Here is a 23,924-nt window from a genome sequence, read left to right on the forward strand (position 1 = left end):
AGGCCCTGTGACCGATCCCGGAACGCCCGCGGGCCTGCCCGCCTGGTTCGAACCCCTGCTCAGCCGGTTGCACGACACGGAGGCGGCCGACTTCACCCGGCTGCCGACGCCCGACGGCGAGGGCCGGCGGCAGAGCGCCGTGCTCATTCTCTTCGGTGAGCAGCCCGCATCCGGCCCCGACGTGCTCGTCCTGCAGCGCGCGGCGACGATGCGCAACCACGCCGGGCAGCCGGCGTTTCCGGGCGGCGCCGTCGACCCCGGCGACGCCGACACGATCGCGTGCGCGCTCCGCGAGGCGGAGGAGGAGGTCGGGCTCGACCCGAGCACGGTCGAGGTCGTCGCGACCCTGCCGACGCTGTGGATCCCGGTGAGTAACTTCCTGGTCACGCCCGTGCTCGCCTGGTGGCGCGCGCCGCACCCGGTCGGCCCCGCCGACCCGGCCGAGGTCGCCCGCGTCGAGCGCCTGCCGATCCGCGACCTGGCCGACCCGGCGCACCGCCTGCGGCTGCGGCACCCCAGCGGGTGGATCGGCCCGGCATTTCGGATACACGACATGTTGGTGTGGGGTTTCACCGCCGGCGTGCTGTCTACGCTGCTGGAACTCGGTGGTTGGGCGGTGGACTGGCCGACCGGCCGAGTCGAGGAACTGCCGGCACCTGGTGCCGCACCCGTACCCTGAAGGCGTGTTTGGCAGCGTGATCGATATCGTCCTCCTGCTCCTCGTGGTGATGTTCGCCATCAACGGCTACCGCCAGGGGTTCCTCGTTGGTCTGCTGTCATTCATCGGCTTCTTCGGCGGTGCCCTGCTCGGCCTGCAGTTGGGTCCGCTGATCGCCGACCAGTTCGAGGGCGACCCGGTCCGGGTCGTCATCTCGTTGTCCTGCGTGTTCGGCCTCGCCGTGGCCGGCCAGGCGCTCGCGAGCTTCGTGGGCAACCGGCTGCGCAGCGCGATCGTCAACCGCAAGGCCCAGGCCGTCGACAACGCCGGCGGCGCCGTCGTCTCCGTCGTCGCGGTGCTGGCCGTCGTCTGGCTGGTCGCCACCCCGCTGAGCGCCTCATCGCTCCCCTGGCTGGCCCGCGCGGTCAGCAACTCGATCATCCTGAACGTCGTCGACGACGCGATGCCGGCCCAGGCCGACGCCCTCTCCCAGGCGCTGCGCGACACCGTCGACACCCGCGGCTTCCCCGACGTCTTCGACGGCCTCTCGCCCACCCGGGTCAAGGAGGTCTCGCCGCCCGACCCGAAGCTGGCCGGTTCGGAGGTCGTCAAGAACTCGAAGAAGTCGGTCGTGAAGGTCCTCGGCACGGCCCCGAGCTGCTCCCGCCGCATCGAGGGCTCCGGCTTCGTCTACGCGCCGAACCGCGTGATGACCAACGCCCACGTGGTGGCCGGCACCAAGAGCGTGAGCGTGGAGGTCAACGGCTCGCAGAAGAAGGCCGTGGTCGTGGCCTACGACCCGGAGCGCGACCTGGCCGTCCTGTACGTGAAGGATCTCAACGCCCCGGTCATGCCCTTCGCCACGAAGAAGGCCGAGACGAACGCGGACGCGATCGTGATCGGCTACCCGCTCGACGGCCCGTACGACGCCCAGTCCGCCCGCATCCGCGACCACCGCGACATCACCGGCCCGGACATCTACGAGGACGGCAAGGTGACGCGGGAGATCTACACCATCCGCGCCTGGGTCCGCAGCGGCAACTCGGGCGGCCCCCTGGTGGCCACGGACGGCCAGGTCCTGGGCATCATCTTCGCCGCCGCGGCGGACGACCCGCAGACGGGCTTCGCGGTGACGGCCGACGAGGCCGCGGTGGTGGCTGAGGCGGGCAAGACCCACAACGACCCGACAAGCACGGGCAAGTGCGCCTGACCGCTGCTCGCGGTGCTGGTTGCTCGCGGTGCTGGTTGCTCGCTGTGACCGTTGCTTGCGGTGTCCGGCTGACGGGCCGTGGTGGGCGGGTTCGCTGTGAGCGGGCGGGACGGCTCTTGATCTAGAAGGTTGATCGCCCACGGTGCCGTCGCCGGTGGTGCAGCAGCACCCCGGCGGCCCCGCCGACCATGATCAGAATGGTCGCCGCCATCCCGACCGCGACGCTGGACCCGAGCCGCCGCCCATCCGCCACCGGCTCCACGAGCGCCACGCTCGTCTCCGCCTCGGGCATCGGCGCCGCCCCACCCTCCCGCGGTGCCGCACTCGCGCTGGCCACCGGCACCCGCCCGCCCGACGGCCCGGGCCGCGGCGGCACCGTGGCCAGCGGGTTCGCCGCCACCTCGGGCACCCGCTCCCGCAAGGCCGCGACCGGATCAACCTCCCCGAACCCGAACCGGTCGTCGCGCCCCACGGGCCCAAGATCCCGAGCGGTCTCGATCATCCGGTTGATGACGTTGGCCGCACTCATCTCCGGGTACCGCGCACGAATCAACGAGGCCACCCCGGCCACGAGCGGCGCGGCGAAGCTGGTGCCCTGCACCTCCCAGTACCCACCACCCGGCCGCGCCCCGGTCAACCGGTCCGCGGGCGCGGTGAGCACGGTCTCGGGCCCCGTGAGCGACCCGGCCCACAGTGCGTCCCCGGTCGACTTGATGGAGCCTCCCGCAGCCGACCGGTTGAGCCCGGCGACGGCGACCACCCCGGGCTCCCGGGCCGGGTACCAGACCTGATGCACGGAGGGGTCGGTGGCGATGTTCCCGGTGCAGGCAACGACAACGACATCGGCCGCCGCCGCGTACCGTAACGCCGCCGCGATCGCCTCACTGCGCAGCGCACCCCCGAGCGAGAGGTTGATGACGCCGGCCCCATGCTCGACCGCCCACCGAATCCCGGCGGCCACGACCTCGGGATCGTCGTACTTGTTCAGCTGATCGAGCACCCGAACCGGCAAAATCTTGGCCCCGGGCGCAATCCCGACAACCCCGGCGCTGTCGTCGTCACTCCCGGCGATCAACCCGGCGACGGTGGTCCCATGCCCAACCGGATCGGTTTGCACAACCCCGGCGCCGGCCTCGGACCGTTCCGGGTCGCCAACAAGGTCAATGCCGGGCAACACCTGCCCGACAAGATCCGGATGCTGCGCATCGACCCCGCTGTCAACGACCGCGACGACGACACCCTTCCCGGTCGACAACTTCCAGGCGTCCCGCACATCGAGCGCACTGAGCTGCCACTGCTCCCGCCGCACCTGATCCGCACCGGCCGCGGTCCCCCCACCGAGCACGATCACCGCACAGCTCAACGCCGCCGACAGCCCAACAACAAGGACCCGAACGGCGGCGCGGACGAGGGCGGCAGGCACGATGCCGACCATTCTGTCCCGTACGGCCCCCCTTGTCAGTCCGCTTCCCCCCACCTCGCCGTTTCGAGCACACCCACCCAGCACCACCAACCCTCACGCCACGCTGTCCCTGGCGTTCGCGCTCGCGCCGCGCTGATCCCGCGCCGCGCGTTCGTGCTCCTGCGCCGCCCGTCGTCGCGCCGCGCTTGTCCCCGCGTCCCTCCCTCCGTGCGCCGTGCTCGCGCCCGTCTCCGTCCGCACGTCTCCGTCCGCACGTCTCCGTCCGCACGTCTCCGTCCGCACGTCTCCGTCCGTACGTCCGTTCTCGCGTTCGTGCCTGTCGGCGTGGCAGGTCCGCGCGTCGCGGGCTACGTGGACGGAGGGCTCGCCACCTGGATGAGGCGGGCCGGGGCGCGGCGGGTGGTGAGCCAACCCCGCCCCGGAGGTAGCGGTCCCGGGCGGACGGCGCCGAGCAGGGTGCCCTCGTCGGGATCGCCGGAGAGTTGGAGGCCGGCCGACGAGAGTTCGCGGAGGCGCTGGAGGATGGGCTCATACAGCGCCCGGGAGGCGCCGCCCGTGCGCCGGGTCAGGATCAGGTGCAGGCCGATGTCGCGGGCCTGGGCCAGGTACGGCAGCAGCGGTTGCAGCGGGTTCGACGAGCCGGTGGCCACCAGGTCGTAGTCGTCCACCAGCACGAAGCACTCCGCGCCGGTCCACCAGCCGCGGGTGCGGAGCTGGTCCTGGGTGACGTCGGGGCCGGGCAGGCGGCGCTCCATGTAGTCGGCGACCGAGGCGATGAGGTCCTCGGTCTGCGCTGCCCCGGTGCCGTAGCCGATCAGGTGCTCGGTCTCGATCGCGCCGAGCAGGCTGCGACGGTAGTCCACGAGCACGATCCGCGCCTCCTCGGGCGCGAACCGGGCGCTGATCGAGGTGGCGAGGCCGCGCAGCACGGTCGACTTGCCCGACTCGGCGTCGCCGAACACCACGAAGTGTGGCTCGGCGGCGAAGTCGACGCGGACCGGCCGCAGGTCGCTCTCTGCGATGCCGATCGGCAGCGCCATCCGGTTCGCCGGGTCGGCGTCCTCGGCGATCGTCGCGAACGGCACGCGCGCCGGCAGGAGACGCACCCGCGGTGCCCGGGCGCCGGCCCAGGCGTCGGCGACCGCGCTGACGAGCCCCGGCGTGTCGCCGCTCGCCAGCCGGGGCTGGGCGACCAGCAGGTGCAGGCCCTCCTGCGTGATGCCCCGGCCGGGTGTGCCCTTCGGGACGTTGGCCGCGGCCTTGCGGGACACCGTCGAGTCGATCTCGTCGCCGAGCCGCAGCTCCAGCCGGGAGCCCAGCAGGTCGCGCAGCGCCGGCCGGAAGTCCATCCATCTCGACGCCGAGGCGGCCACATGAATTCCGTAGGAGAGCCCGCGTGTCGCGATGTCCGTGATGACACCCTCCAGGTCCTCGTACTCCCCGTGGACCGTCGCCCACCCGTCGACCACCAGGAACACGTCGCCCCACGGGTCCACGGCCGAAGCGTTGTCGACGGCACCGCGGGCCGCGGCGGCGGCGCGGCGCCGTCGGTAGGTCGCCACGCTGTCGATGCCCTCGCCTGCGAAGCGTCGCTCCCGGTCGGCCAGCAGCGTCGCCACCTCGCCGACCGTGCGCCGGACCGCGGTCGCGTCCAGGCGGCCGGCCACCCCGCCGACGTGGGGGAGCCCGCGCAGCCCGGCGAGCTGGCCGCCGCCGAAGTCCAGGCAATACACCTGGACCTCGGTCGGCGTATGGGTCAGCGCCAGCCCGGCGATCAGCGTGCGCAGGGCGACCGACTTGCCGCTCTGCGTGCCGCCGACGACGGCGACGTGCCCGTCGGCGCTGTCGAGGTGCATCCACAGCACGTCGCGGCGCTGCTCCAGCGGCTTGTCCACGAGCGCGACCGGCACCCGCAGCGAACCCCGCAGGTCCGGATCGGCGACGGTCAGCCCGCGCGCCGGGTCGGCGACCAGCGGCCCGAGCAGCTCGTTGAGCGACGCGGAGCCCGACAGCGGCGGCAGCCAGACCTGGTGCGCCGGCGCGCCCCGGCCGGCCAGCCGCTCGACGATGATGTCGAGCAGGCTGTCGCCCGCCGGCGCCTCGACCGGCGGCGGGTCGGCGACCGCCTGCGGCGGGGGAGGGACGAACCGGGTGCCGAACTCCCGCACGCGCAGCTCCCCGCCCGAGCTGAGCGGCGCGGACGCCTCGCCGGCCCGGCGGTGGCGCCCCGACACATATGCCGCCTTGAAGCGCGTCAGCGGCTCGGTGCCCGCCTTCAGGTAGCCGTGACCGGGCGTGCGCGGCAGCTCATACGCATCGGGCACGCCGAGCACGGTGCGCGACTCCAGCGACGAGAACGTGCGCAGGCCGAGCCGATATGAGAGGTGGGTGTCGAGCCCGCGCAGCCGCCCCTCCTCGAGCCGCTGCGAGGCCAGCAGCAGGTGCATGCCCAGCGACCGGCCGACCCGGCCGATCTGCACGAACAGGTCGATGAAGTCGGGCTTGGCCTCCAGCAGCTCGCTGAACTCGTCGCAGACGATGAGCAGGGTCGGGAGCGGGGCGAGGGCCGCGCCGCCGGCCCGGGCGCGCTCGTAGTCGAGGACGGAGTCGAAGTCGCCCGCCCGCCGCAGCACCTCCTGCCGGCGGACGACCTCGCCGTTGATGGCGTCGGTCATCCGGTCGACGAGCGGCAGCTCCTTGCGCAGGTTGGTGATGAACGCGGCCACGTGCGGCAGCCGGTCCATCCGGGCGAACGTCGCCCCGCCCTTGAAGTCGATCAGCACGAAGTTGAGCGTCTCGGACGAGTGGGTCGCGGCGAGCCCGAGCACGAGCGTGCGCAGCAGCTCGGACTTGCCCGAGCCGGTGGCGCCGATGAGCAGGCCGTGCGGGCCCATGCCGTCCTGCGCCGACTCCTTGAGGTCGACGTCGACCGGCTGTCCCTGCTGGCCGATGCCGATCGTGACCCGCAGGCGGTCGCGGTGCGGGCGCGGCGCCCAAGCGGTGGCGACGTCGAACGCCCGCGGGTCGCCCAGGCCAAGCAGCTCGGCGAGGTCGACCGTCGCGCTGAGGTCGCGCGCGCCGGCCTTGTCCTTGTCGCCCGCCGGCGCCGCCAGCCGCACCGGCGCGAGCCGGCGGGCGATCGCCTCCACCTCGGCGAACTCCAGCTGGTCGGGCACGCCGACCGAGGTCCGCACGTCGGCCGGCTCCGAGTCGGCGGAAACTGTCGTCAGCCGGCCGCCGGACGGCTCCAGCACGATCGCCGAACGGTCGAGCAGCCGCGGCGGCGGCCCGTCGAGGTCGATCACCGTCACGCCGGCGAGCCCGCCCGGCGTGACGAGGTGGCGACTGCCGGACAGGTCGCCGCCGTCGAGCACGACGACGATGTGCGGACCGGCCGCGCGGTCGCCGCTCGGCTCCCCGTCGAACCGGCCCCGGCTGCCGAGCAGGTCGTCGAGGCGCTCCTCCAGCTCCTTGGCGGACTCCGCGAACAGCCGGACCGGCCCGAGCGCGTCGGTGCGGGCCGGGTGCTGCGCGTGGGGCAGCCACTTCGTCCACTCCCACTGCGCTCGCCGGCGTGGCGCCGCACAGACCGCGATCAGGAGATCCTCGGCGGCGTGGAAGGCGATGAGCTGCGCGACCATCGCCCGCACCAAAGCGCGTCCCGGATCCTGAAAACTCGTCACTCCCGTCGGATCGACCAGGTCGACGGCCACGTTGAGCACGTGGATCCGGGCGAAGCTGCGCAGCGAGATCGCCACCGGCAGGTCGGGCACGACCGAGTAGGCATCGAGGAACCGGCGCAGCGCGGCCGCGGTCGTCGGCTCCAGCTCCTCCGGCGGCCGGGCCGGCGGCGGGATCAGGGGCGTGGCCAGGGTCTGCGGGCCGGCCGCCACGCGCACGACCGCGAAGTCACCGTCGGACGGGCGCCGCTCCCACAGCCGATAGCTGTCCACTGTGGACCACAGCGAGTGCGGGTCGGGATGGCGGTAGTGCAGGCCGGTGCGCTGCTTCGTCGCCGTCTCGCGGACGCGGTCGCGCAGGGCGGCGAGCTGTCGCAGGTAGGCGCGGCGGGCGGCCGTCATCTCGGACTTGCGCGGCCCGCCGGTGCCGCCGGTCAGGAGCATGCCGAGTGTGGAGAAGCCGAAGATCGCGCCCACCACATATGCATAGGTGCCGCCGTCGCGGCCCGCGAACAGGAACGCCGTCGCGATCGTGCCGGTGAGCATCGGCACCACCTGGATCAGCTGCTGCCAGCGCGAAGCCGGCGCCTGCGGGACCTCCGGAGGCGCGGGCACCGGCAGCTCGCCGCTCGGGATCTCCGGGGCGGGGCGCCGTGGCGATCGATTGATGACGACCGTGTTCACGCGGGGAACTCTATGGGCCGGGTCCGACAGTTTTTGGACCCGGTTCTCAGATGGTGATGATTTGGCTACTTGACGTGAGATAGATGGGGGTCGGGACGACGCGGATCGGATCGGCGTGGTACCTCTAGGCCATGACCGCGGCGGCCGGCCTGGCCCGCGTGACGATCAACGCCCCGCACCGGCGCGTCGACGTCACGCTCCCCGATGCTGTTCCGCTGGCCGAGCTGCTTCCCGACCTGCTCCAACACGCGGGCCCCGGCCTCGCCGACGAAGGGGAGCGGCACGGCGGATGGCTGCTGCGCCGCGCCGACGGCACCACCCTTTCGGCGGCCGTGGGACTGGCCACGCAGGGCATCCGCGACGGCACCGTCCTGCATCTCGTGCCGGCCCGGACCGGATGGCCCGAGCTCGAGTTCGACGACATGGTCGAGGCCATCACGGCCGCCGCCCGTCGGCAGGGCGCGCCGTGGAGCCCGGCGGCGACCAGGGTCACCGCGCTCGCGGCGGGCGGCGTGGCCTTGAGCGTCGCGCTGCTCGCGACGCTGCGCTTCGGCGTTCCCGCGGTCGGCGCCGTCGCGGCGGTGGTGCTCGTCCTGGCGGGCGCGCTCGCGTCCCGGGCGTATGGCGACGCGGAGGTCGGCGCGGTCGTCGCCGCGTACGGGATGCCGTTCGCGGCGGTCGCCGGCTGGCTGTCGACGCCCGACCGGGCCACCGGCGCCGAGCGGGCGCTCGTCGGCGGCGCCGCACTGCTGCTGGCCGCGGTCGCCGGAGCGATCGCGGCCGCGCACTTCCTGAGACTCTTCGCCGCGGGAGCGGCGGCCGGCGTCCTCGGCACCGCCGGGGCGGGGCTTGCGATGCTGACCCGCCCCGCCGCGGGCGCCGCCGTCGTGCTGGCGGTGCTCGTCCCGGGGGTCGCCGCGGTGCCGCTGCTGGCCATCCGGCTCGGCAGGCTGCCCGTTCCGATCGCCGCGCTGCCGGCCGACCTGGCCAGCGGCGGGCGGGCCGCGGGTGGGCCGGAGCGGGCGCGGGTGTTCGCCGCGGTGGCCCGGGCCGACGAGATGCTCGCCGGACTGCTGATCGGATGGGCGGTCGCGACCGGCGGGGCGGCGTTCGTGCTGGCCCGGTCCGGTGACGTGTCGGGGATGGTCCTGGCCGGCGTCGTGGCCGTCGCCATGCTCCTGCGGGTGCGGACGTTCGTGACGGTCCGGCACCGATTACCGCTGATCGGTGCGGGGCTGGCCGGGTTCGTCGCGCTGGCCGTGTTCGGGCCGGGGCCGCTCGGCGGCGGGCTGACGTTCGCCGCGGGGGTCGCGGTGGCCGGGCTCGTGATCGTCGTCGCGGGGACGCGGGCGGCGGTCAGGCAACCGTCGCCGTACGTCAGCCGGGCCGCGGACGTGCTCGACATCCTCTGCGTCGTGTCCGTGGTGCCGCTGGCCTGCGCGGTGCTCGGCCTCTACGGGCTGCTGTCCTGACCGCACCGGGAGGGGGAGGGTTCAGGGACAGAGAACAACCAGGAACCGGCCCAGAACCGGAAGGGAAGGCCAGGCGCCGGAAACGAACGCCCGGAAACGAACGCCCGGAAACGAGGGGCCCGGAAACGAGGGGCCCGGAACGAACGGGCCGAACAGTGGGCGGCCGACGAGCGGCCGCGGGTGACCAGGGCCGCGGTCGGGTCGCGGTGCAGGTCGCCCACGGCGGGAGTTGGCGGACAAAGCGGACCGGAGTCCGTGCGCGGCCGGGCCGCGAAACGGCCCGGCCGGCTCGTAGGTAACGGTGGGTTACTCCGTCGGGCGGGCGTTGGGAGCGACGCCCGGGTCGTGGTACGTGCCGTCGGCGATCGCCTGCTGGTAGCGGCGCCGGGACTCGACGATCTCCGCCTCGGCCTCGACGCGGCCGACCCAGGTGGCGCCCTCGACGCTCTTGCCGGGCTCCAGGTCCTTGTATACCTCGAAGAAGTGCTGGATCTCCAGCCGGTCGAACTCGCCGAGGTGGTGGATGTCGCGGAGGTGTTCCAGCCGCGGGTCGTCGGCCGGGACGCACAGGACCTTGTCGTCGCCGCCCTTCTCGTCGGTCATGCGGAACATGCCGATGGCCCGGGAGCGGATCAGGCAGCCGGGGAAGGTCGGGGACTGGACCAGCACCAGCGCGTCCAAGGGGTCCTCGTCCTGACCCAGTGTGCCCTCGATGTAGCCGTAGTCGGCCGGGTACTGCGTGGAGGTGAACAGCGTCCGGTCCAGCCGGATGCGGCCTGTGGCATGGTCAACCTCGTACTTGTTGCGTTGACCCTTCGGGATTTCGACCGTGACGTCGAAGTCCATCTGATGACTCCTCACCCTCGCACCGCTGCGCCGACCATTAGTCTCGCGTACAGCAACTCGGCGTGGAACGGGGAGGGTCGGGTGGGGAGGGAAACACCACAGGGCGGCGGCCGCGGCGGCAGGATCGCCGGTGTCGTCGCGGTGGTCGTCGCGCTCGTCGCGGCGCTGAGCGCTGTCCTCGCCGGGCCCGGCATCGTCCGGGCGTTCGGGGCGGGCGGCGGCCAGTCGACGGCGTGGCAGGCGGGAAAACCGCCCGAGGCGCCTCTCGCGGTGCTGCCGGCGATGGACACCCAGGCGCCCATGCCGGCCGAGGCGGCCCTCGCGGCGGCGCTCGGTCCGCTGCTGGCGGTGCCGGCGCTGGGCCCGCACATCACCGCGTCGGTGGTCGACGTCGCCACGGGTCAGGTGTTGTACTCGTCCGAGCCCGACGCCGCCATGACCCCCGCGTCCACGACGAAGGTCGTCACCGCAGCGGCGGCGCTGGGCGCGCGAGGCCCGGCGTACCGGATCACCACCCGCGTCGTCCAGGGCGCCCAACCCGGCGAGGTCGTGATCATCGGGGCGGGCGATCCGACGCTGGGCGTGTTCCCGACGGCGTACTACCCCGGCGCGCCCCGGCTGGACGCCCTCGCGGCGCAGGTCAAGGAGGCGCTGGGGGGCACGCCGCCGACCCGGGTGATCTACGACCAGTCGGTGTACACCGGGCCCGGCGTGGGGCCGGCCTGGGACGACGACTCGATCACCAACGGCTCGGGCGCGGTGATCACGGCGCTGATGACCGAGGGTGGCCGGACCAAGCCGGAGAAGTACAGCGGCCGGTATCCACAGCCGGACGTGCAGGCCGCGCAGCAGTTCGCGCGACTGCTCGGGCTGCCGAACAGCGCGATCGCCGCTGGCACCGCCCCGCAGGGCGCCAAGGAGCTGGGCAAGGTCGAGTCGCCGCCGATGGTGCGGATGGTCGAGTTCATGCTGCAGGAGAGCGACAACGTGCTCGCCGACGCGCTCGCCCGCCAGGTGGCGATCGCGAAGGGGCAGCCGGCGTCGTTCGAGGGCGGCGCCGCCGCGATGAAGATGGTCCTGGAGGAGCTCAACCTCCCCGTCACCGGCTACGGCCTGGTGGACGGCAGCGGCTTCTCGCGCAACGACCGCCTCTCCCCGGCGCTGCTGACCAGCATCCTGGCGATGGCCGCGCGGGCCGACCACGCCGACCTGCGCGGCATCTTCAGCGGCCTGCCCGTCGCGGGGTACAGCGGCACCCTCGCCTCCCGTTATGTCAAGGCCCAGGAAGGCGCCGCGGCGGCCGGGCTGGTCCGCGCGAAGACCGGAACCCTGACGGGGGTCAACTCGCTCACCGGGATCGTCGTGGACGCCGACGGCCGCACGCTTGCGTTCGCGTTCATGGCGGACCAGACGACCAACGGCAACCAGGCCGTGATCGCCCTCGACCGGGTGGCCGCTGCCCTCGCGGCCTGCGGTTGTAGATGACACGACCGCGGAGCGTCATCAGGGTTTACTCGGGGTAGCGGAGTCCGCCGCCGGTGGTCGGACGCGGGTACGGTTGGTTCATGGCGCAGTTCGTCGATTGGGATCTGGCCGCAGCGACCGCAGCGGCGTTGGGCAAGAGCGGCCCCGCCGTTTCCTACGAAGAAGCCGCCGCTGCCGTCGCCGACCTGCGGGGTCTGGCGGACGAGGCGGCCGACCACGTCACGGCCTTCACGGGTCTCCGCGCCATGGTCCAAGGGCCGCCGGTGCGGGTCGTCGACCGGCGCGACTGGGCCGCCACCAACATCGAGGGTCTCCGGCAGGTCATCCAGCCCCTCGCCGAGCGGCTGGCGGGCGGCAAGCAGCCGGGCGCCGTCGTCAGCGCCATCGGCTCGCGGTTCACCGGCGTGCAGGCGGGCACCGTGCTGGCCTACCTGTCGGGGAAGGTCCTCGGGCAATATGAGGTGTTTGCCGCCGACCCCGGGCAGTTGCTGCTCGTCGCGCCGAACATCGTCGAGGCCGAGCGCCGGCTGAACGCCGACTCCCGTGACTTCCGGCTGTGGGTGTGCCTGCACGAGGTGACCCACCGGGTGCAGTTCACCGCCGTGCCGTGGATGCGGGGTTACTTCCTGGGTGAGGTGGGCGCCTTCGTCGACGCCTCGCAGCTCAATCAGGACCAGCTCGCCGAGCGCGTCCGCCGCGGCATCGGAGCGCTCGCCGACGTGGTCCGCGACCCCAACAGCCGGGTGTCCGTCCTCGACCTCGTGCAGACCCCCGGGCAGAAGGCCGTGCTCGACCGGCTGACCGCGCTCATGACGGTGCTGGAGGGGCACGCCGAGTTCGTCATGGACGGCGTCGGCCCCGAGGTGATCCCGAGCGTCGAGGAGATCCGCGCCAAGTTCAACCGCCGCCGCGAGGCCGGCAACCCGCTCGACCGCGTCCTGCGCAAGCTGCTGGGTGTCGACGTCAAGCTCCGCCAATACGCGGAGGGCCGCAAGTTCGTCCACGCCGTGGTCGAGCGGGTCGGCATGGACGGGTTCAACAAGCTCTGGCAGTCGCCGCTGACCATTCCGCGCCTCGACGAGCTGGGCGATCCGGAGGCCTGGATCGTCCGGGTGCTGGGTTCGCGCGCCCTGACCCGGCCGGTGCCGATGCCGCCCGCGCCCGTGTCGGCCGCCGCGCCGGCCACCGAGGTGCCGCCCGCGCCGGTGCCGACCGTGCCCGATCCGGTCGACGAGGCCCCCGCGGAGGCCGGCGTCGCCGAGACGACCGAGGTGGCGGGCCTGTCGCCCGCCGAGTCCGCCGCCGCCCCGATCACGCCGGCCACCACGGAGGTGGTCGCCGACGTCGAGCCAGCCGCCGACGCGCCGGCGCCGGTCGACGTGGAGCCGGCCGGCCCGCCGGTCGCCGAGGACCCTCCGGCGGAGGTCGAGCCGCTGGCCGAGCCCGCCGCTGCCCCCGGTGCCACTGACGGGAAGGTCGTCGTCGAGCCGGCCGTGGAGGCGGCCGCGGCGGATGCCGGGGAGGTGCCGGAGCCTGTCGGGGCGTTCGACGAGGGCGTTTCGGCGCAGGCCGGGCACGCGACCGACGGCGAGGGCGGGGACGGCGAGCGGCCGGACAAGCCGGCCGGCACCGGCTGATCCCGGCCGGACGAGGCCGGGAATGGCAGCGTTGGCGCCCGCCGTGGCGGCCGTGCGCAACGCCGTCCGGCGGAGCCTGGGCGCGGCCGAGCCGAGGCTCGATCCGGGTGACGTCGTGCTCGTCGCCTGCTCCGGCGGAGCCGACTCGCTGGCGCTGGCGGTTGCGGCGCGGTTCGTGACGCACCGGATGCGCGTGCGGTGCGGTCTGGTGACCGTCGACCACGGGCTGCAGGACGGCTCCGCCGACCGGGCGGCGCGGCTGGCCGGGTGGGCGCGCGAGCGCGAGTTCGCGCCGGTGGACGTGCGGAGCGTGACGGTGTCCGGGCCGGGCGGGCCGGAGGCGTCGGCGCGCGATGCGCGGTATGCGGCGCTGGTCGCCTCGGCCAAGGCCCACCGGGCGGCGCTGGTGCTGCTCGGCCACACCCGCGACGACCAGGCGGAGACCGTGCTGCTCGCCCTCACCCGCGGCTCCGGGCCGCGCGGCCTGTCGGGCATGCCGCCACAACGGGCGTGGCACGGCGTGACGTTCGTGCGCCCGCTGCTCGACGTCAGCCGGGCCGTCACCCGGCTGGCCTGCGAGGCCGACGGCCTGACCTGGTGGGAGGACCCGCACAACAGCGACCCGGCGTATGCCCGCTCGCGCCTCCGCCCGGTGGTCGACGCCCTCGGCGAACGGGTCGTCGACAACCTCGCCCGCACGGCGCGGCTGGTGGCGGCCGACACGGAGTATCTCGACGAGCTGGCCGCCGACGCCCTGGAGAAGGCCCTCGACGGCCCGGCGGCGCTGTCGGTCGCGGAGCTGGAGCGCTTACCCGGGCCGGTGCGCACCCGGGTCCTGCACGCCTGGGCGCGGCGCCTCGGCGTGCCGGGCGGCCTGCTGTCGCACCGGCACGTGGCCGCGCTCGACGCGCTCGTCACCGACTGGCACGGCCAGGGACCGGCCGCCCTGCCCGGCGGCGTGAGCATCGCGCGGTCCGCGGGCCGCCTCCGCCACGACCACTGACCAGGGCCGGGCCACGAACAACGGGCAGGCGGCTACCGGAGGCTCGCGATCCCGGCCAGGATGAGGTCGACGCCGGCGAGGAACTGGGCCCGGTCGTCGTGGTCGCGCAGCTGGGCGGCGACGTTGCGGATGAACGGGTAATCCTCGGGGTCGAGGTTCGCCCACACGGCCGACTCGGCGCTGAGGACGTCGGCGCGGCTTGTGCCCGGTGGCTGGGTGCGGGCGTTCGCCGCGTTCTGGCCCGCTACCCCCAGGATGTAGTTCAGCAGCGCCGACGCCGAGTCGAACTGGGCGTTCTCCGGGACGCCGAGCGCCTGGACCTGCCGTCCGATGCATTCGAAGAGCCGCAGCGTCGTCGACATGGACGCGACCCGGGCCAGCTGCGCGCCGAGCCACGGGTGGGCATCGATCGCGTCGAACACGCCGAGTGCCACCGCCCTGACCGCGTTCTCCGGCGTCCCGGGGGCGTCGCCCGCGAGCGCGGCGGTGTCAGCCGTCAACGCATCGGTCAGGACCGCGTCCGTGGCGGCGGCCAGCAGCTCGTCCTTGTTCGCCACGTGCCAGTAGATCGCGCCGGGGCCGGTCCGCAACTGCGCGCTGAGCGCCCGGAAGGTCAAACCCCCCTCGCCCGCGACGTCGAGCAGCTCGACGGCGGCCTCGGCGATGCGCTCCCGGGACAGAGCCTCCTCGCGTCGCTCTGTGTGCCGCGTCCTGGTTGTCATGCACCCATCTTGACATGTCTGGAACGTCATTCCAAACTAATCATGGAACGCCATTCCAGAGATATGTCCAACAAGACGGTAAAGCGGCGAAAGGGGGGCCCGATGAGTGCCGACGTACTGGACGTGCGCGAGCAGGCGCGCGCCACCTCGCTGCGGGCCGTGTGGCCCGCGATCCTCGGGCTGTCGGTCGTCTTCCTGGTGGAGATGCTCGACAACTCCGTGCTGAACGTCGCCCTGCCGACCATCGCCCGCGACCTGAACGCGTCGGCCTCGGACCTGCAGTGGATCGCCTCCGGGTACTCGCTGCTCTTCGGCGGCCTGATGATCGCGTTCGGCGCCGTCGCCGACCGCTACGGGACGCGCCGGGTGATGCTGATCGGGCTGAGCCTGTTCGCGCTGGCCAGCCTCGCCGTCCTCGCGGTGCGGACGCCGGGCGGGCTCGTCGCCGTCCGGGCCGCGATCGGCGTCGCCGCCGCCATGACCGCGCCCGGGACCATGGCCCTGTGCTTCCGGCTGTTCGACGCCGACAACCTGCTGATGCGCGCGACCGCCCTGATCTCCACGGTCGGCCTCGTCGGCCTGGCCGTGGGGCCGACCCTGGGCGGCCTGGTCCTCCAGGTCCTGCCCTGGCAGGCGCTCCTGGTGCTCAACGTGCCCGTCGCCGCGCTCGCGGCGATGTGCATCCGCTTCGGCATCCCGGCCGACGACCCGGCGCACCGCAACCGCGCACCGCTCGACCTGCCCGGCGCCCTGCTCGGAACGGCGACGATCATCCTGGCCCTGTGGACGGCCACCCTGGTCGTCGAGGACGGCTGGAGCCGGGCCACGCCGTGGCTGGCCGGCGCCGCCGCCGTCGTCAGCGCCGTCGGCTTCGTCGTGCGCGAGCGGCGCACGGCCCACCCGATGTTCGACTTCGCCCTGATCAAGCGCCCGCGGGTCGCGGCCAGCCTCGCGTACCAGGCCGCGCTCGGCCTCGGCATGGCCGCCCTCGCCTACAGCGTCTCGCTCCAGCTGCAGCTCGTCTGGGGCTGGTCGCCGGCCGAGGCCGCGCTCGGCAACCTCCCGCAGGTCATCACCATGATCGCGATCGGGCCGTTCGTGGAGAAGTTCGTGGAGCGGTTCGGCGCCGGCCGCGCCGGCCCGATCGGCGCGGCCGCGGTCATCGCCGGCCTGCTCAGCTACGCCCTCCTCGGCCGGTACCACTACGCGTGGATCGCCGTCGCCCTCGTCCTCGCCTCCGCCGGCATGCGCGTCGTCATGATCATCGCGACGGTGGGCGTCATGCGCGGCCTGCCCGAGGACCGGACCGCCATCGGCGCCGCCCTCACCGACACCAGCCAGGAGGTCGCCACCAGCGTCGGCATGGCCGTCACCGGCACCATCGTCGCCGCCGCGCTCACCGGCTCGCTCGCGAACGTCGGCGCCAGCGCGGCCGGCGTCCGCACCTTCGAGAACGCCGTCACCGTCGCGACCCTGGCGCTCACCGTCGTCTGCGCCGCACTCGTCGCCTGGGCCGCCCGCCGAAGCGCCAAAGCCGAATAAGTATCGACAACTGCGGATGCGCAGCGCCCGCGGTACACCTAAGATCATTCGGTGTCGAAAGATGCTCATCCGCGCCAGGCGCTGTTCGCTCCGCGCGGCGCCGTGGCCACCACGCAGCCGCTGGCCGCGTCCGCCGGGCTGGCCGTGCTGCGCCGCGGCGGGAACGCCATCGATGCGGCGATCGCCACGGCCGTCGCCCTGACCGTCCTCCAGCCGGGGTCGAACGACATCGGCAGCGACCTGTTCGCCCTGGTCTGGGACGGTTCCAGGCTGCACGGCCTGAACGCGTCCGGCCGCTCGCCGGCCCTGCTCACGCGCGAGCTCGTCCTCGAACGCGCGCCGGAAGCGCGGGCCACGGGCGCGCTCGGCGGCGCGCAGGCCACCGCGGAACGGGTCATGCCGGCCCGCGGCTGGCTGCCCGTGACCGTCCCGGGCGCCCCGGCCGGCTGGCGTGACCTGCACGAACGCTTCGGCAACCTGCCCTTCGCCGACCTGTTCGAGGACGCGATCGCCTACGCCGAGCACGGGTACCCGGTCTCGCCGATCGTCGCGCATCACTGGAGCCGGGCCGCCGACGTCGTGCACGCGGCGCTCGACGGGCCGGAGTTCACCGAGTGGACCCGCGTCTTCACGCCCGGTGGCCGAGCGCCACGCGCCGGCGAACGCTTCCGCAACCCGGACGCCGCCCGCTCGTTGCGCTCCATCAGCGGTACCGCCGGATCCTCCTTCTACTCGGGAGAGCTGGCGGAGGCGCTCGTCCGCCACGCCGAGCGCACCGGCGGGCTGCTCAGGGAGGCCGACCTGACCGGCCACGAATCGACCTGGGTCGAGCCGATTTCCATGTCGTACCGCGGGCACGAGGCCTGGGAGCTGCCGCCGAACGGGCAGGGCATCGCGGCGCTGATCGCCCTCGGCCTGCTCGACGGGCTCGACGGGCCGGCGGGCCTCCACCAGCGGATCGAGGCGATCAAGCTTGGATTCGCCGACGCGCACGCGTACGTGGCCGACCCGGCGTTCCACCCGGTGCCGGAACTGCTCGACCCGCGGTACATGAGCATCCGCCGCCAGCTCATCGGCGAGACGGCCGGCGAGCACCCGGCCGGGCGGCCGCAGCGGGGCGGCACGGTCTATTTGTGCACGGCCGACGCCGACGGGCGCATGGTCAGCCTCATCCAGTCCAACTACATGGGATTCGGCTCCCACGTCGTGGTCCCGGGCACCGGCTTCTCGCTGCAGAACCGAGGCGCCGGGTTCGTGCTCGACGCCGGCCACCCGAACGTGGTCGCGCCCGGCAAGCGGCCGTTCCACACGATCATCCCGGGCTTCCTGACCCGCGGCGGGGCGCCGGTCGGGCCGTTCGGCGTGATGGGCGGCCACATGCAGCCCCAGGGGCACCTCCAGGTCGTGCTGTCGACCGTCGACGACGGGCTGGACCCGCAGGCCGCCCTCGACCGGCCGCGCTGGTACTGGCACACGGGCCGGCAGGTGCAGGTCGAGCCGGGGCTGGCCGGCGAGATCGACGAGCTGCGGCGGCGCGGGCACGAGGTCACCGTCGTCGACGCTCCGGGGGCGTTCGGTTACGGACAGGCTATCTGGCGGACGGATGTCGGATATGTGGCTGGTTCGGAGCCGCGGGCCGACGGCGCCGCGCTCGGGTATTAGGCCACAGTCGGGCGACCCGGCGTCGATCCGGTTCCGCCGATGCGGCAGGCTAACGGCATGGCCGACGGCACCACCTGGCACTCGTCCGACATCGACCACATCATCGTCACCGAGGAGCAGATCCGGGAGAAGACGGCGGACCTCGCGAAGCAGGTCGCCGCCGACTACGCCGATGCCGATTCCGTGCTGCTGGTGGGGGTCCTGAAGGGCGCCGTCATGTTCATGGCGGACTTCGCCCGGGCGCTCGGGCGGGTCGGGCCGCCGGTGGAGCTCGAGTTCATGGCCGTCTCGTCGTACGGGCAGGGCACGACCTCGTCGGGTGTGGTGCGGATCCTCAAGGACCTCGACCGGGACATCGCCGGACGCCACGTGGTCGTCGTCGAGGACATCGTCGACTCGGGGCTCACGCTGTCCTGGCTGCTGAAGTACCTCGAGAGCCGCTCGGCGGCGCGGGTCGACGTCGTCGCGCTCCTGCGCAAGCCCGACGCCCTGCGCGTGTCCATTCCGGTGCGGTATGTCGGATTCGACATTCCCAGCGAGTTCGTGGTCGGATACGGCTTGGACTACGCAGAGCGGTACCGCGAACTGCCCTTCGTCGGAGTGCTCAAACCCTCTGTGTACGGGCGCGGTTGACCGGGTTTTTCCTGAGAGTCTGCTGAGAGCCCTTCCTGGCGGCCCGACGCCGATCCGCGACTGTCGGTGCCACGGTGTACCGTCAAATGGTCGCGAGCGTCTTCGCGGACGCTTTTCGGCATCGCGTCGGCACAGTGGGTCCGGCGCGGTTGACGGCCTTACGGATGGAGGGGCCGGGCGCCGCGTGCGCCCGACGACAACATGGAACGTACCCGTTTGTTCCGGCGGCCGGTGGTCTGGATCCTCCTGGTGATCATCGGTGCCATCGTGCTGAGTTCCTTCTTCACGTCCGGCCCGAGCTACACGAAGGCGGACACGTCTCGCGTCATGCAGGAATTGCAGTCGGGCAACGCCACCAAGGCTGTGATCCAGGACAAGGAACAGACGCTCAACCTCGATCTGAAGAACAAGATCGACATCAAGGGCACCAAGACGAACAAGATCCAGGGGCAGTTCTCCGCCCAGAGCGCCGACGAGCTGCAGAACGAGCTCGCCCGGCTCAAGGCGGACGGCAAGCTCCAGGATTACAACGTCAACGTCACCCAGGACAACATCTTCATCAGCCTGCTGATCAACCTGTTGCCCATCGCGGTGCTCGTGGTGCTGTTGCTGCTGTTCATGTCCCAGATGCAGGGCGGCGGCTCCCGCGTGCTCAACTTCGGCAAGTCCAAGGCGAAACTCATCTCCAAGGACACGCCCAAGACGACGTTCGCCGACGTCGCCGGCTCGGACGAGGCCGTCGAGGAGCTCCACGAGATCAAGGACTTCCTGCAGGCGCCCGCGAAGTACCAGGCGCTCGGCGCGAAGATCCCGAAGGGCGTCCTGCTCTACGGCCCGCCCGGCACCGGTAAGACGCTGCTGGCCCGCGCCGTCGCCGGTGAGGCCGGCGTGCCGTTCTACTCGATCTCCGGCTCCGACTTCGTCGAGATGTTCGTCGGTGTCGGCGCCTCCCGGGTCCGCGACCTGTTCGAGCAGGCCAAGGCCAACGCGCCCGCCATCGTCTTCGTCGACGAGATCGACGCCGTCGGCCGTCACCGCGGCGCCGGCATGGGCGGCGGTCACGACGAGCGCGAGCAGACGCTCAACCAGTTGCTCGTCGAGATGGACGGCTTCGACACCAAGGGCGGCGTCATCCTGATCGCGGCCACCAACCGGCCCGACATCCTCGACCCCGCGCTGCTGCGCCCCGGCCGCTTCGACCGGCAGATCGCCGTCGACCGGCCGGACATGGAGGGCCGCAAGGCGATCCTGCGGGTCCACGCGAAGGGTAAGCCGTTCACGCCCGACGTCGACCTCGACGCGGTCGCCCGCCGCACGCCAGGCTTCACGGGTGCCGACCTGGCCAACGTGATCAACGAGTCGGCGCTGCTGGCCGCGCGCAACGACAAGCGCGCGATCACCAACGACTACCTCGAAGAGGCCATCGACCGGGTCATCGCCGGCCCGGAGCGCCGCACGCGCGTCATGAGCGAGCACGAGAAGAAGGTCACCGCTTACCACGAGGGTGGCCACGCGCTGGTCGCCTGGGCGCTGCCCCACTCGGCGCCCGTCCACAAGGTGACCATCCTTTCCCGCGGTCGTTCGCTCGGGCACACGCTGGTGCTGCCGACCGAGGACAAGTACACGCAGACCCGCTCCGAGATGATCGACACGCTGGCCTACGCGCTGGGCGGCCGGGCAGCCGAGGAACTGGTGTTCCACGAGCCGACCACGGGCGCCGGCAACGACATCGAGAAGGCGACCGCCCTCGCCCGCGCGATGATCACGGAGTACGGCATGAGCGCCAAGCTGGGCGCCGTCAAGTACGGCACCGGCGAGGGCGAGCCGTTCCTCGGCCGCACCATGGGCCACGAGCGCGACTACTCCGAGAAGGTCGCCGCCGAGATCGACGCCGAGATGCGCTCGCTGATCGAGATCGCGCACGACGAAGCCTGGGAGATCCTGGTCGAGTATCGGGACGTCCTCGACAACATCGTCGACGAGCTGATGGAGAAGGAGACCATCTCCCAGAACGACATGGCCCGGATCTGCGCCCGCGTCGTGAAGCGGCCGCCGATGGCGCCGTACAGCGGCAACGGCCGCCGCCGGCGCGGCGAGCCCGGCGCGAACGGCTCCGAGGTCACCCAGCCGGTCAGCCTTGCCGGCGAGGCCGAAGCCGTGCGCATCGTGAGCGGCGGCGACAACCCGGACGGCAACCGCTGAGCGAGATCAGCAGCACCGAGCCCGACGCCGAAGATCTTGGCGCCGGGCTCGGTGCTGAACTGGACCATGTCGCCGCCCGCCTGGTCAGCGGAAAGCTCGGCGGCGTCGAGGTCGAGCGCAACGTCGACCTGAAGCGGATCGAGGCCGCCGTCCGCGAGATCCTGCTCGCCGTCGGCGAGGATCCCGACCGCGACGGCCTGCGCAAGACGCCCTCCCGGGTGGCCCGCGCCTACGCCGAGCTGTTCGCCGGCCTGCGGGTCGACCCGGCGCACGTGCTGCTCACGACCTTCGAGGCCGACCACGAGGAGCTCGTGCTCGTCCGCGACATCGAGGTCATGTCGATGTGCGAGCACCACTTGCTGCCGTTCCACGGGGTGGCCCACATCGGGTACATCCCCGGGCACGACGGGCGGATCACCGGGCTGTCGAAGCTGGCCCGGCTGGTCGAGGTGTATGCGCGGCGGCCACAGGTGCAGGAGCGGCTCACCTCCCAGATCGCCGACCTGCTGATGTCGCAGCTCAACCCGCGCGGCGTCATCGTGGTGATCGAGTGTGAGCACCTGTGCATGTCCATGCGGGGCATCCAGAAGGGCGGCTCGCGCACCATCACGTCGGCTGTCCGCGGGCTGCTTCGCGACGACGCGAAGTCGCGCGCCGAGGCGATGTCGCTGATCCTGCGCGGCTGACGCCGCTGCTCGCGGGTGGCGTCCTGCCTCGGCTCCGGGTTTGTCAGGCCAGGAGCAGGACGCCCCCGAACACCAGGAGCGGGATCAGCGCGAGCAGGCTGATCACCAGCCCCAGGACCGGTGTTCGCGAGGTGGTGCGCCGGGTCATCGCGCCGATCGTGAGCCAGCCGAGGCCGAAGGCGATCGCCGGCAGTACCAGCGCGCACGGCAGAGCGATGATGCTGATCTCGCTGAAGCGTTCCCCGGCGAGCAGGGTCGGGATCTGCACGATCGCGGCCAGGAGCGCGAAGCCGAAGTAGATCGCGGCGTTCACCCAGATCCGCCGGGTCGACGCCGCCTGCCGGCCGGGCGCCGAGAGAGCGGCCTGAGACTGCTTGAGACCGACTGCGGCGACGCGGAGGGCAGTCGATGTCCTGCCGGGCACCGATTCGGGCGCTGGGGCGATTACAGGGCTCACGACGCCGGTCCCGACGGCTCCGGCTCCGACGGTGGCGGGCATTCCGCTGACGGGGGGCCGGGGCGGGGCGCCGCTGACCGGCACGCGCGGGATGTTGCCGGTCGTGTGCGCGTTGGGCGCGCCGACTCGCATGGCGGCCGGGGTGCCGGGCATGGCGCTGGTCGGGTGCGGCGGTCCCGACTGCGGTGCGGCGTGGCGCGGGGCGGCGCCGGGGAGCACCCCCGTGTGCTGGCCGCCGCCGGTCAGGATGGCGCCGGTGTGCGGCGGCGCAGACACCCTGGGCACGGCCGGGGTGCCTGGGGGCAGCGGCGGCGCGCTGATCGGCGGGGCGTTGACCGGCCCGCGGCCCGGCGCCCAGGCGCCCTGCGGGATACCGCTCGACGGCGCCGGGGGCGGCGCCATCGGGATGCCCCGGGGACGGACGGGCGGCCGCGGAGGGCCGGTCAGGGCGGCGTGCGCGGCCTGGATCTCCTGCCACGACGGGGTGCAGTCGACGGGCCGGCCGCCGGCCTCGCCCGCGATGTCGGTCAGAAATGCCTGGTGCTGCGCGAGCTTCGCCCGTATCGCCACCAGATCGTCCTTGGCGGCCTTCAAGGCGGCCTTGTGCTCGGCGACGACCGCGATGACCTCGCGCCGGACGGCGTCGAGGCGCTGCGCGGCCCCTACGTACTCCAGCCAGGCCGTGCGGCTCGGCTCCCCGACGGCGGTCGGCGGCGCCGTCCACGGCCCGCTGAGTTGGGCGCAGACCTGCCGGACGAGCTCGGCCGGGGGATCGGCGTCGAGGTACACGGGCGCGTTGAGCCGAGCGGGCCCGACGCCCGTGCCGGAGAACGTGGTGCCGGGCGGGTCGCCGACCCAGGCGTGCGGGTTGCGGATCGCGATCTGGGTCGCGTGCGGCAGCGGCGCCTGCGTGGTCTCCGCGGTCAGCGGGGGCGGTGGCCACCCGGCCGCGATGAGGTGCAGCCGCCCCGCCGGCCCCGCGTGGGCGAGCCCGGCGATCCGCGCCAGGTCCCGCCCCTCGGTCAGCTCGGGCAGCGACGCGATGACGATGAGCAGCGTCGGCCCCGGCCCGTCAGCCCGCGCGGCCAGCCACCGCTCTCCCTCGCCGAGCACCGCCCGCAGCCCGTCAGCGTCGGTGACCGGCGGCGGCATGATCGTCTCGATGCCGGTGAACCGCCCGAACGTCGCCCCTTCGGCATCCACGGCCCTGATCCGGACCGACCCGGGCGGCGACGACGCCAGCAGCCGCAGGACAAGGCTCCGCAACAGCCCGGCCACGCGATCATCCCGAGCGTCGGCGTCGACGGCGATGTGCCCGGCCCGCAGCAGCGGCACGATGACGGGGAACCGGGCATCGTCGAGCGGGTGCGCCTGCCCCACCCTGACAAAGGTCGGCGGCAACGGCCCCCCGAGCGGCGTGGCAGGCGTAAGAGCGTCAAGCTGCGCCCCGAGCCACCCGGGCGCGAGCATGGCAGCATCGGACCGAAGGCTGGCGGCAAGATCGTGCTGCTCGGCATACTGTTCGACGGGCGCGGCGGTAGGCGAGTAGGCGTCGAGGATCGGCCCAGCGGCGGCAACCAGCGCAGCGGTATGCCGATGCTGCGCAGCCGCCCGCTCGATCCGTGCCCGAAGGCGTGCCACCGACGTGCCCCTTCCCTTCCAAGCCAGATGCGGGAACGGTAACGCAGACGCGAGACACAGTCAGCAACCACACTGCCGCTCTCACGTTCCCGCAGGTGATTGCCCTCGCTCGTAGCTCCTCCACTGGCTTCGCTAGCCCTCGCCCCCTCATCGACCGCCTCCAGGTGGCGACGGTCGGCTCGGTTTCGGCTCGGGGAGCCGGTGTGGGAGTATGGCGGATTAGCTTCGGGCGGATAGCCTCAGGAGCGTGGACCCTTCGAAGCCGAACGACTCCGAAATCG

The 23,924-nt window shown here is 72.9% G+C and carries 14 protein-coding genes and 2 pseudogenes; 11 read left to right on the plus strand and 5 right to left on the minus strand.

All coding sequences use genetic code 11. The features are described 5' to 3' along the window. Positions 1–7 precede the first annotated feature (7 nt). Together IEZ31_RS19310 and IEZ31_RS19315 are read left to right on the plus strand one after the other, a co-directional pair. Complete coding sequence (locus IEZ31_RS19310; RefSeq protein ID WP_229835510.1) at positions 8–679, plus strand: NUDIX hydrolase; 672 nt, start codon at positions 8–10, stop codon at positions 677–679. Between the two features lie 4 nt (positions 680–683). After that, on the plus strand, positions 684–1,868 hold the full coding sequence (locus tag IEZ31_RS19315) for a MarP family serine protease (protein ID WP_268241675.1): 1,185 nt from the start codon (positions 684–686) through the stop codon (positions 1,866–1,868). Positions 1,869–1,989: 121 nt separating this feature from the next. On the opposite strand, the gene mycP is transcribed toward IEZ31_RS19315, so the two are convergent. Further along, positions 1,990–3,303, minus strand: a complete 1,314-nt coding sequence (mycP, locus tag IEZ31_RS19320) for a type VII secretion-associated serine protease mycosin (RefSeq protein WP_190251345.1) — start codon at positions 3,301–3,303, stop codon at positions 1,990–1,992. Between the two features lie 335 nt (positions 3,304–3,638). Further along, positions 3,639–7,655: a type VII secretion protein EccCa gene (gene eccCa, locus IEZ31_RS19325; protein WP_190251289.1), complete on the minus strand. Its 4,017-nt coding sequence runs from the start codon at positions 7,653–7,655 to the stop codon at positions 3,639–3,641. A gap of 131 nt (positions 7,656–7,786) precedes the next feature. Here eccCa and eccD point away from each other — a divergent pair, with 131 nt between their 5' ends. Then, positions 7,787–9,127: a type VII secretion integral membrane protein EccD gene (eccD, locus tag IEZ31_RS19330; RefSeq protein WP_190251290.1), complete on the plus strand. Its 1,341-nt coding sequence runs from the start codon at positions 7,787–7,789 to the stop codon at positions 9,125–9,127. 306 nt (positions 9,128–9,433) lie between these two features. Here eccD and IEZ31_RS19335 read toward each other — a convergent pair whose 3' ends face one another. Next, positions 9,434–9,973 carry an inorganic diphosphatase gene (locus tag IEZ31_RS19335; protein WP_190251291.1) on the minus strand — a complete coding sequence of 180 codons (540 nt, stop codon included), beginning with the start codon at positions 9,971–9,973 and terminating at the stop codon, positions 9,434–9,436. Positions 9,974–10,054: 81 nt separating this feature from the next. Between IEZ31_RS19335 and dacB the strand changes: the two genes are divergently transcribed. From dacB to tilS, 3 genes and pseudogenes are all read left to right on the plus strand, one after another. Next, on the plus strand, positions 10,055–11,458 hold the full coding sequence (gene dacB / locus IEZ31_RS19340) for a D-alanyl-D-alanine carboxypeptidase/D-alanyl-D-alanine endopeptidase (RefSeq protein ID WP_229835519.1): 1,404 nt from the start codon (positions 10,055–10,057) through the stop codon (positions 11,456–11,458). 80 nt (positions 11,459–11,538) lie between these two features. Then, positions 11,539–12,579, plus strand: a pseudogene (locus tag IEZ31_RS19345) (Rv3626c family coenzyme F420 biosynthesis-associated protein); the annotation flags it as partial. A gap of 538 nt (positions 12,580–13,117) precedes the next feature. After that, positions 13,118–14,098 (plus strand): tRNA lysidine(34) synthetase TilS, encoded by a 981-nt coding sequence (gene tilS / locus IEZ31_RS19350; protein WP_190251293.1) that lies wholly within the window; start codon positions 13,118–13,120, stop codon positions 14,096–14,098. 32 nt (positions 14,099–14,130) lie between these two features. On the opposite strand, the gene IEZ31_RS19355 is transcribed toward tilS, so the two are convergent. Further along, the gene (locus IEZ31_RS19355) at positions 14,131–14,820 is read right to left on the minus strand and encodes a TetR/AcrR family transcriptional regulator (protein ID WP_190251294.1); all 690 of its coding nucleotides are present in this window, start codon (positions 14,818–14,820) and stop codon (positions 14,131–14,133) included. 102 nt (positions 14,821–14,922) lie between these two features. On the opposite strand from IEZ31_RS19355, the gene IEZ31_RS19360 reads away from it, so the two are divergent. The 5 genes and pseudogenes from IEZ31_RS19360 to folE all read left to right on the plus strand — a co-directional run bounded on the left by IEZ31_RS19360 (position 14,923) and on the right by folE (position 21,545). Further along, entirely contained in the window at positions 14,923–16,362 is a 1,440-nt protein-coding gene (locus tag IEZ31_RS19360) for an MFS transporter (protein ID WP_190251295.1), read from the plus strand. 51 nt (positions 16,363–16,413) lie between these two features. Further along, on the plus strand, positions 16,414–18,024 hold the full coding sequence (locus tag IEZ31_RS19365; protein WP_229835521.1) for a gamma-glutamyltransferase family protein: 1,611 nt from the start codon (positions 16,414–16,416) through the stop codon (positions 18,022–18,024). A 57-nt stretch (positions 18,025–18,081) separates the two neighbouring features. Beyond that, entirely contained in the window at positions 18,082–18,657 is a 576-nt protein-coding gene (gene hpt / locus IEZ31_RS19370) for a hypoxanthine phosphoribosyltransferase (RefSeq protein ID WP_190251348.1), read from the plus strand. 201 nt (positions 18,658–18,858) lie between these two features. Continuing rightward, positions 18,859–20,743: pseudogene (gene ftsH, locus IEZ31_RS19375) on the plus strand (ATP-dependent zinc metalloprotease FtsH); the annotation flags it as partial. Positions 20,744–20,918: 175 nt separating this feature from the next. Continuing rightward, positions 20,919–21,545 (plus strand): GTP cyclohydrolase I FolE, encoded by a 627-nt coding sequence (gene folE / locus IEZ31_RS19380; protein ID WP_190251349.1) that lies wholly within the window; start codon positions 20,919–20,921, stop codon positions 21,543–21,545. A 43-nt stretch (positions 21,546–21,588) separates the two neighbouring features. Here folE and IEZ31_RS19385 read toward each other — a convergent pair whose 3' ends face one another. Further along, complete coding sequence (locus IEZ31_RS19385; RefSeq protein WP_190251297.1) at positions 21,589–23,382, minus strand: hypothetical protein; 1,794 nt, start codon at positions 23,380–23,382, stop codon at positions 21,589–21,591. Positions 23,383–23,924: the final 542 nt, after the last annotated feature.

This window comes from Dactylosporangium sucinum (genome assembly GCF_014647515.1).
Classification (GTDB): Bacteria; Actinomycetota; Actinomycetes; order Mycobacteriales; family Micromonosporaceae; genus Dactylosporangium; species Dactylosporangium sucinum.

Bases quoted from the DNA above. Each gene is read 5' to 3' on its own strand.
- eccD (WP_190251290.1), top strand. From the start codon at position 7,787: ATGACCGCGGCGGCCGGCCTGGCCCGCGTGACGATCAACGCCCCGCAC.
- IEZ31_RS19335 (WP_190251291.1), bottom strand. From the start codon at position 9,973: ATGGACTTCGACGTCACGGTCGAAATCCCGAAGGGTCAACGCAACAAG.
- IEZ31_RS19360 (WP_190251295.1), top strand. From the start codon at position 14,923: ATGAGTGCCGACGTACTGGACGTGCGCGAGCAGGCGCGCGCCACCTCG.
- IEZ31_RS19355 (WP_190251294.1), bottom strand. From the start codon at position 14,820: ATGACAACCAGGACGCGGCACACAGAGCGACGCGAGGAGGCTCTGTCC.
- hpt (WP_190251348.1), top strand. From the start codon at position 18,082: ATGGCCGACGGCACCACCTGGCACTCGTCCGACATCGACCACATCATC.
- tilS (WP_190251293.1), top strand. From the start codon at position 13,118: ATGGCAGCGTTGGCGCCCGCCGTGGCGGCCGTGCGCAACGCCGTCCGG.
- mycP (WP_190251345.1), bottom strand. From the start codon at position 3,303: ATGGTCGGCATCGTGCCTGCCGCCCTCGTCCGCGCCGCCGTTCGGGTC.